Genomic DNA, 14,831 nt, shown 5'->3' with positions numbered 1-14,831 from the left:
TTTTTTGAAGATGTGCTGCAACTATTTTTTCTCGAAGATCGACAGAGTATGACTTCATTTAGAGGTATTTATATTTTAATTTATTGTACCTCATAACAGACGCAAGTGCTGTAATACGCCTCATATTTCAAACTTCAATTTAACTATAAGTTCACTTCTAATATTTACGAGAATATACTGAGTTCAATTCAGAATCAACAAAGTCACTATATTTTTTATACTGGATTGCATATTACTTATGGAGTGAACCGTTCACAGGGCTGGCTATGAAAAAACGCTCAGTTTGGCAGTCAGGGATTGCCCGCTACATTATTTGCGTTAGCTTAGGACTGTGGTTAATACGATTATTGCACTTTGTTTGGTTAGATTGGCTGACATGGTTTTTCTTACCATTGCTTTGGATCTCAGGTGCGATCGCAGTATTGATTGGGTTAATTTGGGCGATTTCCTTTTGGGTGCGTGCCATTCAGAAAGGCTCTTTTCTAAATCAACGGTGGCGACGTTCTTTTCCACTGTTACTACAGTTCTTAGGATTGGTAATTGGGATTATCGTCCCGTTTGAACAGTTTTGGCTAACGGCGAATTTTTATCAAAATTTGGCAAGTCGGCAACAAGTAATTACGTTGGTGCAGTCAAATCAAATTGGTGGAGGTATGAACAATATTGCTACTTTACCGCCAGCTTACCATCACACTTCAATAAGCAAAGAAATTCAAACACAACGGGGACAGAATGGATTATACATTTTGTTCTTTACAGCTAGGGTCTTTGGGGGGGCACAGGGATTTGTGTATAGTGAACAGGCTAAACTTCCCGATCAAAATTTATTTTTAGGATATCGATTAAGGGTAGAACGTGCAATCAATTCCTATTGGTATTATGTCACGATTGGAGATTAAGCTCATACAATTTAAATGCCAGGGATAGTGGTTGAAGGCTACTGAGGATTGTTAATTATGGAAAATGATGAAATTTAAGATTGCGATATTTGCGAGTGTCATTTTATTTGCAACTCAGCTTGGTGTGGAACCGAGCAAAGCTATCCCTGCGTCAGATGCCAAGCCACAGACTCCTCTACCTTATCCAACCGTGATATTAGGATTTGCTGGGGTTTTGCAACCGGACTGTGTTCGACAGGTTGAAGCGGGTGAATATCGCTGTGCAAAGCGTTGGGCAGAAGTAACCCATTTGCTCAAATCATTGGTTTATCAAGATGTGGAGTCCCAACTTATTCCACCCCTTCAACATCAACTGGCGATCGCAGATCAATCCTGGCAACAGTTTCAAATACAACACTGCCAACAGTTAACTCAACGCTTACGCAATACGCCAGATTTTCCAATTGCAACATCTATCTGTTTAGCGCGATTAAATAACGATCGCATTCTAGAATTGCAAAGAGGTGGTGAGGTTATAACCCTCCAATCTCGCGATCCTCGATTTGAATCCTTACTCGATCGACTCAAATTGAGAAATTCATCGGTGCAACGTCACTGGGAGCAATATCAAACTCAGTATTGCCAGATCGAAAAAGCTCTATTCGTTTTTAACCCCCTGAGATTGGCGGAATGTCATCAGCTTCTCAGAGAGGCTCGACTTCAGCAACTAGAAGACCTTTTGGCAGCACCTACTCGTGGCTTGGATCTCTTCAATAGTTTTGTGCTACCTGGAATTCCAGAGCTAAATTGTGTGGATAAGACACAGTTTGGGTTAAATCAATGCGCGGTCTATTGGTCGAAAACAACTCAGCTTTTGCAATCAAGCATTTATGGCGATTGGGCAACAAGACTATCGAAGCAGTATCAGCAAACATTTATGATCGCACAGAAATACTGGCAAGACTATCGTGAAGCACATTGTACTGAGTTGGTTGAACCTTTTAAAGAAAATTCTATGGCACCGATGCTCTATCATCGCTGTTTAGCTCGGCTAAATAACGATCGCATTGCGGATCTAAAGGGGATAGCTGTATATGATTCAGAAGACGAGCAGCAGCAAGCCCCAGTTACATCTGGACAAGATAAAACTCAAGCTCTTTGGGAGCGTTATCAAACTCAGTATTGCAAGTTTGAGTCACGGTTTTTTGGTAGTCAAACCAGAAGTAAGCAATGCCTAAATCGTTTAAATCTGGGACGTTTACGCCATCTCAAAGCAATGATGAATACTCGATAAAGAGGAAAATAATACTAGTTTATGACTTCCTAGAAAATTTTCGATGTCAAATAGCATTGCTCCCTCTTGCAATTCCAGTCAATCTATTAATAAACTTTCTTCAGATTGAGGATAATGATTATTTTCTTTCAATCTAATTGCAGTTTCATCAGAATTCCAAATTACTTGGAAATCATCCTCTGTTTTGCATCTTCTCGTGGAATTATTGGAAATTGAGCCGATTTCTTTTTCCAGTATCCAATAATGTCTAAAAACAGCATGATGACAGTCCATATAACATGTCTCGTCAATTGCGATAGATTTTTTCCCACTAGGAGAAACAAAGTCAGTTCTACATCCTGCTCCAAAAATAAAAATTACTACAAACAATTGAAAAATAAATAAAGTTAAGGGCATTATCCCCAAGAATTGAGGTATAGACAATACGAATTTTAACCACCGAGACAAATTTGATTTAAAAATTAGGATAACTGCTGTAATAGAAATAATTAGGACTAAAATCGTCAAGAAAAAACTACTAAATGCTCCTCCTCTGAGTGAATATTTAGTATTTCCCGATAACCAAATCAAGGAAATCAAGGATATAAAACCGAATATAGATAGTATGTATATGTAGAAAGTGAGACGATTTATAGGAAAAATATTGATATTCTTTTGAGTATTCATATAGAAAATTTTCGTGAAAATATATAAAAAATCCAGAAAACCAAGTTGAAGATATTAGCTATCATCAAATATAATTCTGATAATAGTCACAGTTTTTTGGTAGTCAAACCAGAAGGAAGCAATGCCTAAATCGTTGAAATCTGGGGCGTTTACGCCATATTAAAGCAATGATGAATACTCGATAAAGAGGAAAATAGTAGTAGTTTATGACTTCAAACGATTCGCAGTGAGGAAAACGATCGCAATCCCCAGCGTATAAGCAACCAAATCTCGCCAGTCGAAAGTAGATCCAATTGTTAAATGAGCTAGATGGGAGTTTCGCCAGCCTAAAATATCAATGAGATTAAGAAACTGAAGCAACTCAATCAAGTAGGCAAAGATAAGAGTTCCAATAGTAACCTTCCGTAGTGGAATTGCAATAAAAGCATGAACAAAGTAAGCAATCACCATGACAATTAAAACGTCGCCCAGTAACGGTCTAATCCAATCATCTCGGAAGAAGAGGGCAATTATCACAACTATTGCAAATAGAATCGCAAACAGGGTGAAAGAGGTAGGATTAAATCTCAACCACTTGAGATTAGAAAATTGTTTAGGCACGATTGATTTCCTGGTTTTGATTCGCCAGGATTGTAACATTGTTCTTTAAAATTGGACTAAATTGATGAATCCAATTAGTGAATTAGTGTGGCAAAGTCTGCTGAGTGGCGACATACAGTTAGCAGATTTGATTTGTAGTCTATTGCGATCGCAATTAGTGACAGTTGCGATTCCCTTTGATAAAAGCAGTTTTAGGGATTGCACTGCATTTAACCCCTGGAGAACCAAATCCACTATATTGATCGAAACTTCCTTGAACCTGCAAATCTGGGGGAAGCTTGGCAATGCTAGTTTTGTACAAGAAAAGGTTTCCGTCAACCACCATTGCATTGGGCAGTTCTTCAATGTACGTACCGCTAATAGTTAGGTTGCCTTTGACGGTTAGTTGATTGGGCAGTCGTTTGAGATTGCCTTCCAGGGTAACGTTACGATTTATGATGCAGCGTCCTTCTTGCTCGATCGCGCCAAATTTTTTCAGGCTTCCACAAGGTGCGGGGGTAGCCGGTTGCAGCAGATAAATTCCAAACACCACCAAGGGAAATATGAAAAGCAGCGATGCGACCGGGGAGCCGCTACGCGATCGCCATCTTAGTTTTGGGAACATTTGAGCTAATAAATCCTAATTTAGGTTAACTTAATATCTTGCACATTTACGTATACATACAGCAAAATCGAAAATCTGGGCGATATAGCTACAGTATTTTTGTTTGCTTTTAACGATAAATTAATACTTTTAGCTTTATGCTGAGTATTTAATCTCACCATTTTTTGGGTGGAAGATGTGAGGAGTATGTCACTGGAAAATCCAAGTCCTTTAGCGATCGCGTAGCGGCTCCTACGGAGCATCGCACTCACCCTTTGGAGTATTGGGTTGGTGTCTGAGCAGAACCTCATCGCTTGGGCTGATGCTCAGATTCTGGCGATTGAAAAGCCTGCTGATGATTTACTGGAAATTGCCACTAAAGGTGCGAAAGTATGCATCAAACAAGGGTTGATTGAAACGCTTCCAATTGCCCTTGGCTACTCAGAGGAATTTTTTATTCGAGCTTATTTGTTGGATATCGAATGCGATGGCTCAACAAAATCCTTCATCGCTTGGGTTGCTCACAACTGCTGTGGGAGTACGGAAATACCTGAAGCTGTACTAGGGTATCATCTAGAACATTTATACTGTGATCGTGAGGATGTTGATGCGGCGATCGCACTGCTACGGGTTGAACTTCCAAAAATCATGCCTCGTTGTGAATCCTTTGCTACTATGTTTTTGGAGCAAGTCTCTGGGTTAGAGCTATGCATTTAACCGCCCATCAAACTGCAATGATTGAAGTTGCTAGGGAGATTCGTTTCGCGTTGGATCGCTTGAAATACCTCGATCCGCAGGGAATATGTTTGACAATAGACTTAAATCCACCGCTTGGCTCAATGGCGATTCTACAAGCATTGGAAATTCAGCTACCATTCGCCTATGCTGCTTTTTTGCTAGAGGTGGGAAATGGAGGGTGTTGGGATTGTGCCGAGCGCGACTGCTGGATGACAATTGATGAAATCATGCAGCATAATTGTGCTGAGTTATGGCATCAGTCACCGCCTGATTTCGTTCGTCAATTTCTGGCAACAGGAAAGCAATCTGATGCAGTCGAGTTACCCTATCTCCTGAAAATTAACGCCCTTCCAGGACTATTACGAATTGGGTTGTATCCTCCCGAACAAGACACTTACGGGTTATTTCTGACACAAGAAGGACATGAAGTAAAAATTCAAATCTGCTTACAACCGTTGTTGACCTATGTTGTGATGGAACGCTATGCGCCGAAGCAATGGTTACAAATGCATCTCAATTTTTTAAATAATGAGATTTATGAAATTGAAAAATCGATCTCAATCTTGAATTCTCAGCAAAGTCCATATCTTCTTTTCCAAAAATATTTAATGGGTTTGTCCGAGGCTAGGTTGAAGCAGTTTATTGAAAATTGTCCCGCAATTCCTTTAGAAAGAAAACGAAATTTGCTAGATGAGATATGGTAGACCTAGTAAAACCATTATAGTACTTTCTGTATAATATATCTAACAATTATTATTAGAAACAATTTGATTATATGAACCGCAAACAATTATACTGGGCAAAAGACTATACTTATGAAGCTAGACAAAAAAAGATTGGTTGGCTAAATGAAATAATTGAGTCACTACATGAGCAACCAGAATTAGGAAAATATGAAGACGATGAAGACTCAGAAGAGCTATTTACCCAGGAAACTATCACAGTTGCTCAACGTTTAATGAAATTAGTTATCCAAGAGGAGCCGAATAAACAGGATATTCGTGAATTATATATATTGCTGAAAATTTATGAACATATTCGTAACTCCGCTTGGTACGATATTTGTAAATATGTGGAAAAGTGGCATTGGGTAGTAAATAGTTGGGAAACATTTCAGAATGTAATTGAATTAGATATCTGGCATGGTTGTGAGTATCAACGTTATTCAATTAAAGAACCATTAATTGCTGAGGGTAAATTTACTATAGGTAACTCTTATATCGGTCAGCCCGCTCATATTGCATTCAAATTAGAACAGAATTTAGAGAACAATCAGATTAAAATTATTTGGCAAATTCCAAATGAGACAGATATTATTGACGAATATATTTCAGAGTCGATCGAAGGAATTATCGATGGGCTGATTAAATATTCTCATCTAGAAAATAAAGCTTTTTCATCCCTAAAAATTACTGTCTTTAATGGCAGTTATCACGAATCTATCTGTAGTTGCTTTGATTATCGTATGGCTGCTCGTATTGCTTGGAGGAATGCTTTAGAAAATGCTGAATTCATACCTCTTTAATGGTTAAGGTTGGAGAAATTCAAGCATTTAATCATTATTACAGCATTTTTCACCTATTTGAACCAGTTGCTGGATGAGAGATAAGCATGGAAAAACCTTTGTTCTAATTGATGGGTATACACTAGCGATCGCACAAAGCGATTCAGGTGTGTTATTCTCTGGTCGCCACAGTCGCAAAGCTATAACCCGATATGACGATTCGCTCCTAATTCAGTTTTTGGCGCGTCATGCCCATCATGATACTTTTTGGCAGTGCTTTCAGGCGCGTGAAATGTACGAGAATGAGGATAATCGCTTCTTTGTCAGGAATTGCCAGCAGTTGATTCGCTATCCCAGTTGGAAATTACCGCAAGTTTATCAAAATTGGGCGATTTGGGAACTGATCGATCAGCTGTTTCAAAAGCATGGCGAGTCTTACAATGAACCGATTTGTTTATGGCATCCGGGAAGTTACTATCCGATGTATGGTATTCCCTATGACACTGCATTGAAGGTGATACAGGTTGCGCGGAATTGGAGGAATCTGCAAGAAATTGAGGGAATTGAACTGCTCAATGAAACCCAGTGGAATTTACGCTTTGCATCTGCTGTGAGTCCTACTCACTCTTTACTAATTCCCCAGATTTTATCTGAGATTGAGGAAGCTGCTAGTATATATCTACTATTTTTTGAAGAAAAAGCACGCTTATATACACCCAATCAGGTTGCTGCAATTAGATATGAACTGCTGCATCAGATGGCTATCGCCAACCTACTCAACCGTGAAATCTCAGCAGAAATTCTTGCTCGTCTAGTTGCTTATCCAAATCTGCAACGCTGCGTCATTCAAGCTGAAAAGCTATGGCGCTATTTAAATGCTGCTTCTGTGAGCCAAGAAAAAAATAGTTTGTGTTTAGATTGGATGTTTTTTGATCCACCACTACCTCAACCTGACTTTCATCAGCTTTGCTTACAGCATTTTCAAAAAGCAAAATTGCAGTACCCGTATACGATTCCCTTTGAAGGCGATGGGAAGCAGTATCGACTCGTGACAGGAAATGTGTATCCCAATGCGATCGCCTTGTTAACGGTTTTAGAAATTACAATGACGATAAATGCAAATGCCTTATTTACCAACGTGAATGAGCCGACGTACCTAGAGTTAGTTGTCTGGGCTTCGCTGGAATCCTGCTTACCTCCCGTCGAAGATTGGGAAATGTCTGTTGATTGGAGAGGAAGAGAAGATGAGTTGCTCACTTTAGGAACAGATCCTTCCTTGCCTAAAGCTGAGTTTTTCTTGAACTGTTTAGCATCTCACCTGGCAAGACTCTGGCAAAATGGGGAGCGAACGGCGTTGAAACAAGGATTGCTCCCTTTGCAAAGTTATTTCCCTAAAGAAACCTACTTTCTCTACTGTCGAGGTCAGATGCTACTATCCGGGGAACTCCGATTTCACTATGGGGAATGGTTTGATGGGGGATTCCTCCGGCTTTTTCGGGCAGAACAAGGGGAGTCTTAACAATTCAAAATTCAAAATTAATGGCGATGGCTAGGAGGGCAAGGTGTATGGATTGCAAAGCACTAATTTACGACGCGGTAAGGAAACAGGCGATTCTCCATAGGAGACACTTCGTGAACGCACCAATATACCCCCATTCTTTGGTGAAGTGGGATATTTCCCAACAACCCCGGATAATTGAACAAATCGAGTTACCCTATGATTTTGAATCAGTACCAAGTATTGTTTTGTTACCGGATGGGGAAAGGTTTGCTGTGGCTCCTTCTGAGGTTACGCCAGAATTTGGGATTGAGATTCTTCGCTGGGATGATTTGTCCGTTTTGCAACGAGTTGACTTACCCCATGCACCCTATGAGGAGAATTCCCAGGAGGATGAGTATTATGGACATGGTAAATGTACTCATATTTCCTGGTTAGGATTAACACCTTGCCAGGGCTATTTATTGGTTGGTGAGGGTTGGGGAGATATTTATGAGTCGTGATGCGTAAAACCCCCGTCATTTATGTGGGGGATATAAGCGAATAAGACAAATTTATTTGTCGGTCTTATGTTGGTTATGTTAACATAAAGGTGTGGTTAATTGGTCGATACCCATGATTGTTTATGAGTTTAAAGTCAAAGGGAAACAAGTGCAATATCAGGCAATAGACGAAGCAATTCGTACTAGCCAATTTATTCAAAACAAGTGCTTACGCTACTGGATGGATAACAAAAAAGTGGGGAGATACGACCTCAATAAATACTGCGCGGTATTAGCTGCTGAATTTCCCTTTGCCGATGAATTAAACTCAATGGCTAGACAGTCTGCTGCTGAACGTTGTTGGTCGGCAATAGCTAGGTTTTATGACAACTGTAAGAAAAAAGTTAAAGGTAAAAAGGGTTTTCCGAAGTTTAAGAAAAACTGCCGTTCAGTTGAATATAAATCATCTGGATGGAAACTTTCAGAAACTCGTAAATCTATCACCTTCTCAGACAAGAAAGGTATAGGCACTCTCAAACTAAAAGGGGCTTACGACCTCAACTATTACGATATCAAGCAAATCAAGCGCGTTCGTTTAGTGCGTCGTGCTGATGGGTATTATGCTCAATTTGCAATTGATGTAGACGTAAAAGTAGAAACTCAACCTACAAATCAAGTAGTTGGTATTGACTTGGGATTGAAATACTTCATTGCTGACAATAAAGGCAATATTGAACCTTCACCCCAGTTCTACCGTAAATCTGAAAAACAGTTAAACCGTGCCAACCGCAAAAAGTCTAAGAAGTTCAGCAAAGAGAAGAAAAAAGCCAAGCAAAAACAATCAAACAATTACCACAAAGCTAGAAATAGATATGCTCGTAAGCATTTAAAAGTAAGTAGGCAGCGAAAAGAGTATTGCAAGAGATTAGCATACTCCGTTATCCAATCTAACGATTTGGTAGCCTATGAAGATTTAAATGTGAAGGGTTTGGTACGTAATCGACATCTAGCTAAATCAATTTCTGATGCTGGTTGGTATACTTTCAGGCAATGGTTAGAATATTTTGGTCATAAATATGGGAAAGTAACTATTGCAGTTCCTCCCCACAACACCAGCCAAAATTGTTCTAATTGTGGCGAAAAAGTGAATAAATCTCTGTCTACCAGGACTCATGTCTGTCCCCATTGTGGATATGTGGAAGACAGAGATATCAATGCAGCAATCAATATTTTGAGGCGAGGACTCAGTACGGTAGGGCATACCGGAACTTACGCTACAGGAGATTTGCCCTCTTGGGCGGTTGGCGCAAGCCTGCTGTCTAATGGCGAGTCTGTGAATGTAGAATCCCCGTCACTTTAGTGCGGGGAGTGTCAACTAGTTAATTTAGAAAGCGGTGAGCAGATTCGTTGGTTGCGTCGTTGGCGAGATTATAATGCTGCTTTTGCCATCGATCCACAAATGCAGTTTCTCATTGTTAATTCTGTAGACATGGATGAGTCCCATCAGTTTTACAGAATTGACAGTATGCTTGAGGATAAATTAACCTATTTGGGGGAATATTCAGGTGGTGTGCGTTGTCATCGTGGCAACTTGAGTTTTAGCCCAGATGGTCAGCGTCTGGCTTATACTGCATATCGATATCAAGGTGTTGATTTATTAAGTTTTCGGCTTGAACGCTCGATATTAAGCACTTTATCCCCGCAAACGCAGGAACCACTCAATGAAATATGGAAAAAATGGGAAAAATCGTCACAATATCGGGAGAAAATGTGGGGTCAATTCTTTCGGTTGTACTATGACCATGATGGATTAAATCCTTGGCAAAGTAATATCGTTTGGCTGGGTAACAACAGGTTATTGTGTGGTGTAGGGCAAATTCTGGCAGTGCTGTCAGCTCAGACAGGGGAAATAATCAAAACCTATGACGTAGATGCAGTAGTTAATACTTTGGTGTTTGATTACACATCTTTCCAAGCTATTGTTGCCACCAAGCAAGGGATAAAGGTGGTTGCGATCGCCTAATCAATGTAGCGGGAAAACCCATGATAACAAGTGAAGACATAACTGGCGGTGATTGAGATGGGTGTTTTCGAGGTGAGTAAATGTGGGAAGTTCAATATCTGAATGCAGAGTTACTCGATCTCAAACTTTGGGGCGAAGGCTGTCGCCTGTATCAGATTCGCCAAATGGGTGATGATGAGATTTGCTTGATTCAAAGGGATGATAACTGGCAAGTCGTTTACACCGAGCGTGGTGCGGTTCAACAACTGCTGTTTGAATTTACCGATGAGGCGGAAGCTTGTGAGTTTATGTATCAGGAGATTAAGAGAATCAAGCATCCCCATCTTGTGGGATTATTTCCCACTGATGATGAGGCAGAGCAATTGTGTCAGGTGTTGACTCAGTTACAAATTCAATTCTCTCACGACCCGCAAGGAAGGGTGAGAGTATACGATCAAGACATTTTTACAGTGGAGCGTCACTTTGGTTGCCAATTACCCCTGCGAAAATGGTTGACTGTTCCCGAACGAATTCACGTTACCCTCGCTCGATTGCGAAAATTCGATCCATACAATCGCTATGCCCAAATCACGACTAATCCGCCAATTGCTTCTGAAGCAAAGTTGAGCGCGTTAGAAGCACAACATGGAATTAAACTGCCTGAAGTTTACAGAACATTTTTGCTAGAAGTCTGCAATGGTGGCAATTGGGAACGGCTAGGAAATTACTGGTCGGCTGAGGAAGTTATGGCAAACAATTCTGCCCAAGTATGGAATCAGCCTTTACCTGAGTTCCTCGCAAAGTTGAAAGCAGCAAAATCGAGGGATTGGCTCAAAAATCCAGGAAATCAGCAATATCCAGGGTTGTTACGAATTGTCGATGGGGATAATCCTGTGCGGGATTTGTTTCTCACCCAGGAAGGATACGAGGTGGAAATTCAGGGGGATTGGATTCGTTTTTGTGAGTTTTCCCCAGAACAATGGCTCAAGGATTTTCTAGATGATATTCAATATGGGTTATCTACAATTGAAGGATTACTAGATTTTCTTCGCTCTGGGGAATTAATTCGAGATTATCCATACTTTCATTCTGTGAATTTTGCCAGACTCCTTGCAGAAACCATCGGAATCGATATCTCTCCTGAACTCACAAATGAGCAAGTGAAGATGAGCAGTGAAATAGATTATAAAATCAACCAATGGCGAATTAAGAATATGGGTAAGATGCGGTACAACTTTGGGTTTAATGCAGAGCAAACTGAGATGCGAATTCAACGAATTTTAGAAAGGTTGGAGTACATATATAATATATTGTATCCCTAAATGACCCATCATCTGGATCTATTTTTCCAGTGTGAGTGTGCTAGACCTGGCGTTTGCTGATTTTTAATTTTTTAATCTGAAAATTTAATTAACCTTTACAGACTTACAACCTAATCTTCATCGGCTAATTTAAAAATGTGAAACTTGCGCGAAAATAATTATTTTTATGCAGTTATAGCCACAGTCATATAATTTACGTACAACTACCCATGTTATATTTATTTTTCTAGAGTAAGAAATAAATATACATAAAAATGTTGATGAAAATAGGTTTATAAAAGCTATGAAAAAAATACTTTTATTAGCGATGTTGTCTGCTATCCCAAGCATTATTTTTTCCAGTCCCTCTTGGGCTTCTGTTTATATCCAATATTCCAATAAGGACTCGGACAAACATGTAATGAAAGTCCAGATGGATGGTTCAACGAAAGAAGTTACATTCAATGGTCGTACGACTAATGAGAACCGCTAAGGCTTCTGTGTAACGTTTGGCTTCGTAGAGCGCATCACCATATTTGTGTATTACCCAGTTATTATTAGGAGTTAATATATATATTTGGCGTAGAGATTCAAGATAATTCCCAGCATTTTTTGGGATTGTTCGCAAGTTGATGAATTTTACACTTGGGTCGCTAAAAGCAACAAATTCCATCAGGGTTTCGGACAATAATTTTCCAGAAGATGTTTCCTTGGCTTTATGCAGCCATTTGCTAGCTTCATTTTCATCTTTTTGTAAACCCATCAATCCAGAAAAATAGGCTCTGTAGAGAAAATATGCAGTAGGTGCATAATCAAGCTCGGCTGATTTGTGATACCATTTCAAAGCTGATTGGCGATCGCTCTGTTTTTTAATGCCAAATTCTTCCAAATTGTAGGTTTTTGCCAGCCAGTAACAAGCAACTGCATCATTTCGATCGGCTAAGGGTTGTAGCCGTTTGCGGAGAGCGATCGCTTTTTGGTGGTTAAATTTACCAAATTCAAAAATCTGATTAAATTCGGTAATTTCTGCTGGTGAAATTTGAGTTTTTAAGGGATATTTTTCTGATTGAAGTTCTACTTTATAAGTTGTTTTGGCATCAATATATCCAGATTTACCGTTAATTTTCACCTTCCATAACTGGGGTAATGAATTTTCCTTTGCAGACTTAACTGTGATAGAAGATATTGATTGATGAGTATCACTAGATATAGATGGAGTTGAAAACAATGTTATTCCAGTTATCGCTACTAGCAAAATCAAGGTATGGTGAATATGAGATTTCATATTTGTGACTGAATAGGTAGTAATGTCAATTATCCATAACTCAAAACTAGCTTAATTGTCATCCCTAAAAATCATCGGATACACGAAACCAATACCAATCACCGTACAAGTAAAATACTTGGTAATTAGCAGTACCAAATGGACTTCCTTCACTATTCGGTTGATGGACAAAACCATAGGATATGGTATCAGGACTTAGACCATCACCACCCCAGAAGACACGAAAATATACACCACCACGAGAATCCATAGCGTATTCATCAACTTCATATAAACCGAGTTTGCGGTTTAATTTGATATTTCTTTTTGCAGAAATAGGAAGTTGTACCCGAACTTGTTCAAACGCCGATTGCGATATCATAAATGCTAAACGACGCGGTATATAGAACTTGAGCAGGACATAACAAACTAAAACTATCCCTGCAATGATAGCAACTTCTCTGCAGGGTACAAAAGTTTGCGAGGGAAGCTTAATACTTTTCAAATTCTGTTTTCCTAAAGTTCTCAATCCCCATAAGAGAATTACTAGTACTGCAAATATTGGCACACAAACAATTGACACCAGCATAACTGGAAAAAAGAAACTATTTAATGCACCAGGGTAAATACTGATAATTAGAATTGCGACACCAATCAACAAGGTTATACATATTGCTATTTTGCCAAGTATTTTTATCTGAAGATTATCCATAGTTAATTGAAGATTTTCATCCTAGCAAGCGTTGCATTATTGCGATAATTTTCCTGAGTTGTGATGCGATTACTTTGGTTTGGGTTCCCAGTTAAAATCATGAGGACAATCGCATTCTTGAGCTTGGTTGCAGTTAATTACCATCATGCTAAAGCAAAAATTTAGGAAAGTCCCGTTGTCAAATTTTACTTGTAAATTGCCTGGACTACGAAAACCAGCACCATGATAACCAACAATTTGATACTTAGAGCTTAAGTTTGAGCCATTAAAGAAATATGCTTTAGGGCTGAAGCTATTGTCACCCTTTAAATCATTTAAACAAAAGGCTTTTGTGATATATCTTTGTGCAATAATTTCTGCTTCTTTTGCAGATGGATCACCAATTGCACTGATAAAAGTGTCGGATATATTGGTGATTTTATTAGCTTGAGTACAGTCAACTATATAGGTTATGGGAAAAGCAATACGTAGTAAATGATATGTCAAACCTAGTGATAGAATTATAATAATTGAGATTTGAATAAGTTTTTTCATTGATGCCAAGGGATAGTGCTGTCCTAACTTTGTGTTGCTGATAGATAAAGTTTGTTCACGAAGTGCTACAGATGATGGTAAGCAAGCTGAATTGTGTATATCCTTCCAAAGAAGACTCTTACAACATCTGGGGTGTATCTGAAACATCCAAACTTACCAATTTATAACGCTTTTTATCAAAATTTAAAGTAATTGCCTCTTGCTTACTCGGATCGTAAATTAAAGTTTTGCAGTTCATTTTGGAAGAAATTCGCCAGTTTTTAAGTTAATTTTAATCGCAGATGCTGTTGGATTTCGGTTTGCTTCCAAGGGAATCGTTACCCACTCACCAACGCGGTCTGGTGAACCAAAAAGACAATCACAATTAAACTTTGTAATTACAAAAGGAGTAAAACCAAGTCTAAATTTTAATTCCCCGTGGTATGTGTCACATCCCGTAGAAGTATCTGGTGGAGAACATGTATAATTGTATAAATATACTGTTGTAGGATAGTCTTTAGATGCCACAGTTTCAATAGTTGGGGCATCAAATCCAGACGATATCAAAACGATAAATGAGACAAACAAAAATAGCACACTCGATAATAATAAATATAGAAAAATAAAAATTAGCTTTTTTGTCAATGGTAAATCTTGAGGCTTTTTAAATAATAAAAAACCAAGGCTCTCCGAGAGTAGATATGTTAAGTTAACAACAGAAATACCAATTTAGTAAAACCCTTCTTCTAAAACTATTAAAGTTAGTTAAGCCATAAGCTCTGCGTTTAATGAGCTT

At 38.9% G+C, this 14,831-nt stretch carries 18 protein-coding genes; 10 read left to right on the top strand and 8 right to left on the bottom strand.

Annotated features, from left to right (window positions below; all coding sequences use genetic code 11):
• The first annotated feature begins 266 nt into the window (after positions 1 to 266).
• On the top strand, positions 267 to 899 hold the full coding sequence (locus H6G79_RS34955) for a hypothetical protein (protein ID WP_190595123.1): 633 nt from the start codon (positions 267 to 269) through the stop codon (positions 897 to 899).
• Positions 900 to 963: 64 nt separating this feature from the next.
• Entirely contained in the window at positions 964 to 2,172 is a 1,209-nt protein-coding gene (locus H6G79_RS34950; RefSeq protein ID WP_242048753.1) for a lysozyme inhibitor LprI family protein, read from the top strand.
• A gap of 78 nt (positions 2,173 to 2,250) precedes the next feature.
• Here H6G79_RS34950 and H6G79_RS34945 read toward each other — a convergent pair whose 3' ends face one another.
• The 4 genes from H6G79_RS34945 to H6G79_RS34930 all read right to left on the bottom strand — a co-directional run bounded on the left by H6G79_RS34945 (position 2,251) and on the right by H6G79_RS34930 (position 4,284).
• Positions 2,251 to 2,838: a hypothetical protein gene (locus H6G79_RS34945; protein WP_242048750.1), complete on the bottom strand. Its 588-nt coding sequence runs from the start codon at positions 2,836 to 2,838 to the stop codon at positions 2,251 to 2,253.
• A gap of 204 nt (positions 2,839 to 3,042) precedes the next feature.
• On the bottom strand, positions 3,043 to 3,438 hold the full coding sequence (locus H6G79_RS34940; RefSeq protein ID WP_313934721.1) for a DUF2809 domain-containing protein: 396 nt from the start codon (positions 3,436 to 3,438) through the stop codon (positions 3,043 to 3,045).
• Positions 3,439 to 3,592: 154 nt separating this feature from the next.
• Positions 3,593 to 4,042 carry a hypothetical protein gene (locus H6G79_RS34935; protein ID WP_190595121.1) on the bottom strand — a complete coding sequence of 150 codons (450 nt, stop codon included), beginning with the start codon at positions 4,040 to 4,042 and terminating at the stop codon, positions 3,593 to 3,595.
• A 20-nt stretch (positions 4,043 to 4,062) separates the two neighbouring features.
• A complete protein-coding gene (locus H6G79_RS34930; protein WP_190595127.1) occupies positions 4,063 to 4,284 on the bottom strand; it encodes a hypothetical protein in 222 nt (73 codons plus the stop codon).
• Positions 4,285 to 4,312: 28 nt separating this feature from the next.
• Between H6G79_RS34930 and H6G79_RS34925 the strand changes: the two genes are divergently transcribed.
• From H6G79_RS34925 to H6G79_RS34890, 8 genes are all read left to right on the top strand, one after another.
• Positions 4,313 to 4,738 (top strand): hypothetical protein, encoded by a 426-nt coding sequence (locus tag H6G79_RS34925; protein WP_313934720.1) that lies wholly within the window; start codon positions 4,313 to 4,315, stop codon positions 4,736 to 4,738.
• Between the two features lie 17 nt (positions 4,739 to 4,755).
• On the top strand, positions 4,756 to 5,463 hold the full coding sequence (locus H6G79_RS34920) for a hypothetical protein (protein WP_242048746.1): 708 nt from the start codon (positions 4,756 to 4,758) through the stop codon (positions 5,461 to 5,463).
• Positions 5,464 to 5,534: 71 nt separating this feature from the next.
• Complete coding sequence (locus tag H6G79_RS34915; RefSeq protein WP_190595119.1) at positions 5,535 to 6,284, top strand: hypothetical protein; 750 nt, start codon at positions 5,535 to 5,537, stop codon at positions 6,282 to 6,284.
• A gap of 73 nt (positions 6,285 to 6,357) precedes the next feature.
• On the top strand, positions 6,358 to 7,782 hold the full coding sequence (locus H6G79_RS34910) for a hypothetical protein (RefSeq protein ID WP_190595118.1): 1,425 nt from the start codon (positions 6,358 to 6,360) through the stop codon (positions 7,780 to 7,782).
• A gap of 113 nt (positions 7,783 to 7,895) precedes the next feature.
• The gene (locus H6G79_RS34905; protein ID WP_242048745.1) at positions 7,896 to 8,264 is read left to right on the top strand and encodes a hypothetical protein; all 369 of its coding nucleotides are present in this window, start codon (positions 7,896 to 7,898) and stop codon (positions 8,262 to 8,264) included.
• 112 nt (positions 8,265 to 8,376) lie between these two features.
• The gene (locus tag H6G79_RS34900) at positions 8,377 to 9,603 is read left to right on the top strand and encodes an RNA-guided endonuclease TnpB family protein (protein ID WP_190595124.1); all 1,227 of its coding nucleotides are present in this window, start codon (positions 8,377 to 8,379) and stop codon (positions 9,601 to 9,603) included.
• A 51-nt stretch (positions 9,604 to 9,654) separates the two neighbouring features.
• The gene (locus H6G79_RS34895) at positions 9,655 to 10,266 is read left to right on the top strand and encodes a hypothetical protein (protein WP_242048743.1); all 612 of its coding nucleotides are present in this window, start codon (positions 9,655 to 9,657) and stop codon (positions 10,264 to 10,266) included.
• An 80-nt stretch (positions 10,267 to 10,346) separates the two neighbouring features.
• Positions 10,347 to 11,567 (top strand): SMI1/KNR4 family protein, encoded by a 1,221-nt coding sequence (locus H6G79_RS34890; protein WP_190595117.1) that lies wholly within the window; start codon positions 10,347 to 10,349, stop codon positions 11,565 to 11,567.
• Positions 11,568 to 11,988: 421 nt separating this feature from the next.
• Here H6G79_RS34890 and H6G79_RS34885 read toward each other — a convergent pair whose 3' ends face one another.
• The 4 genes from H6G79_RS34885 to H6G79_RS34870 all read right to left on the bottom strand — a co-directional run bounded on the left by H6G79_RS34885 (position 11,989) and on the right by H6G79_RS34870 (position 14,680).
• Positions 11,989 to 12,831, bottom strand: a complete 843-nt coding sequence (locus H6G79_RS34885) for a tetratricopeptide repeat protein (RefSeq protein ID WP_190595116.1) — start codon at positions 12,829 to 12,831, stop codon at positions 11,989 to 11,991.
• 64 nt (positions 12,832 to 12,895) lie between these two features.
• Positions 12,896 to 13,522: a hypothetical protein gene (locus H6G79_RS34880; RefSeq protein ID WP_190595115.1), complete on the bottom strand. Its 627-nt coding sequence runs from the start codon at positions 13,520 to 13,522 to the stop codon at positions 12,896 to 12,898.
• A 69-nt stretch (positions 13,523 to 13,591) separates the two neighbouring features.
• On the bottom strand, positions 13,592 to 14,056 hold the full coding sequence (locus H6G79_RS34875) for a hypothetical protein (RefSeq protein ID WP_190595114.1): 465 nt from the start codon (positions 14,054 to 14,056) through the stop codon (positions 13,592 to 13,594).
• 234 nt (positions 14,057 to 14,290) lie between these two features.
• Complete coding sequence (locus H6G79_RS34870; protein WP_242048741.1) at positions 14,291 to 14,680, bottom strand: hypothetical protein; 390 nt, start codon at positions 14,678 to 14,680, stop codon at positions 14,291 to 14,293.
• Between the last annotated feature and the right edge of the window lie 151 nt (positions 14,681 to 14,831).

The organism is Anabaena sp. FACHB-83, from assembly GCF_014697485.1.
In the GTDB taxonomy this organism is placed as follows: domain Bacteria; phylum Cyanobacteriota; class Cyanobacteriia; order Cyanobacteriales; family Nostocaceae; genus Nostoc_B.
This window is presented reverse-complemented; position numbering and strand designations above follow the sequence as displayed.

What these genes read in the sequence shown, in the direction of transcription:
- H6G79_RS34915 (WP_190595119.1), top strand. Translation starts at nt 5,535, where the DNA reads ATGAACCGCAAACAATTATACTGGGCAAAAGACTATACTTATGAAGCT.
- H6G79_RS34950 (WP_242048753.1), top strand. Translation starts at nt 964, where the DNA reads ATGATGAAATTTAAGATTGCGATATTTGCGAGTGTCATTTTATTTGCA.
- H6G79_RS34900 (WP_190595124.1), top strand. Translation starts at nt 8,377, where the DNA reads ATGATTGTTTATGAGTTTAAAGTCAAAGGGAAACAAGTGCAATATCAG.
- H6G79_RS34875 (WP_190595114.1), bottom strand. Translation starts at nt 14,056, where the DNA reads ATGAAAAAACTTATTCAAATCTCAATTATTATAATTCTATCACTAGGT.
- H6G79_RS34955 (WP_190595123.1), top strand. Translation starts at nt 267, where the DNA reads ATGAAAAAACGCTCAGTTTGGCAGTCAGGGATTGCCCGCTACATTATT.
- H6G79_RS34910 (WP_190595118.1), top strand. Translation starts at nt 6,358, where the DNA reads ATGAGAGATAAGCATGGAAAAACCTTTGTTCTAATTGATGGGTATACA.
- H6G79_RS34880 (WP_190595115.1), bottom strand. Translation starts at nt 13,522, where the DNA reads ATGGATAATCTTCAGATAAAAATACTTGGCAAAATAGCAATATGTATA.
- H6G79_RS34890 (WP_190595117.1), top strand. Translation starts at nt 10,347, where the DNA reads ATGTGGGAAGTTCAATATCTGAATGCAGAGTTACTCGATCTCAAACTT.
- H6G79_RS34935 (WP_190595121.1), bottom strand. Translation starts at nt 4,042, where the DNA reads ATGTTCCCAAAACTAAGATGGCGATCGCGTAGCGGCTCCCCGGTCGCA.
- H6G79_RS34885 (WP_190595116.1), bottom strand. Translation starts at nt 12,831, where the DNA reads ATGAAATCTCATATTCACCATACCTTGATTTTGCTAGTAGCGATAACT.
- H6G79_RS34945 (WP_242048750.1), bottom strand. Translation starts at nt 2,838, where the DNA reads ATGAATACTCAAAAGAATATCAATATTTTTCCTATAAATCGTCTCACT.
- H6G79_RS34930 (WP_190595127.1), bottom strand. Translation starts at nt 4,284, where the DNA reads ATGCTCCGTAGGAGCCGCTACGCGATCGCTAAAGGACTTGGATTTTCC.
- H6G79_RS34920 (WP_242048746.1), top strand. Translation starts at nt 4,756, where the DNA reads ATGATTGAAGTTGCTAGGGAGATTCGTTTCGCGTTGGATCGCTTGAAA.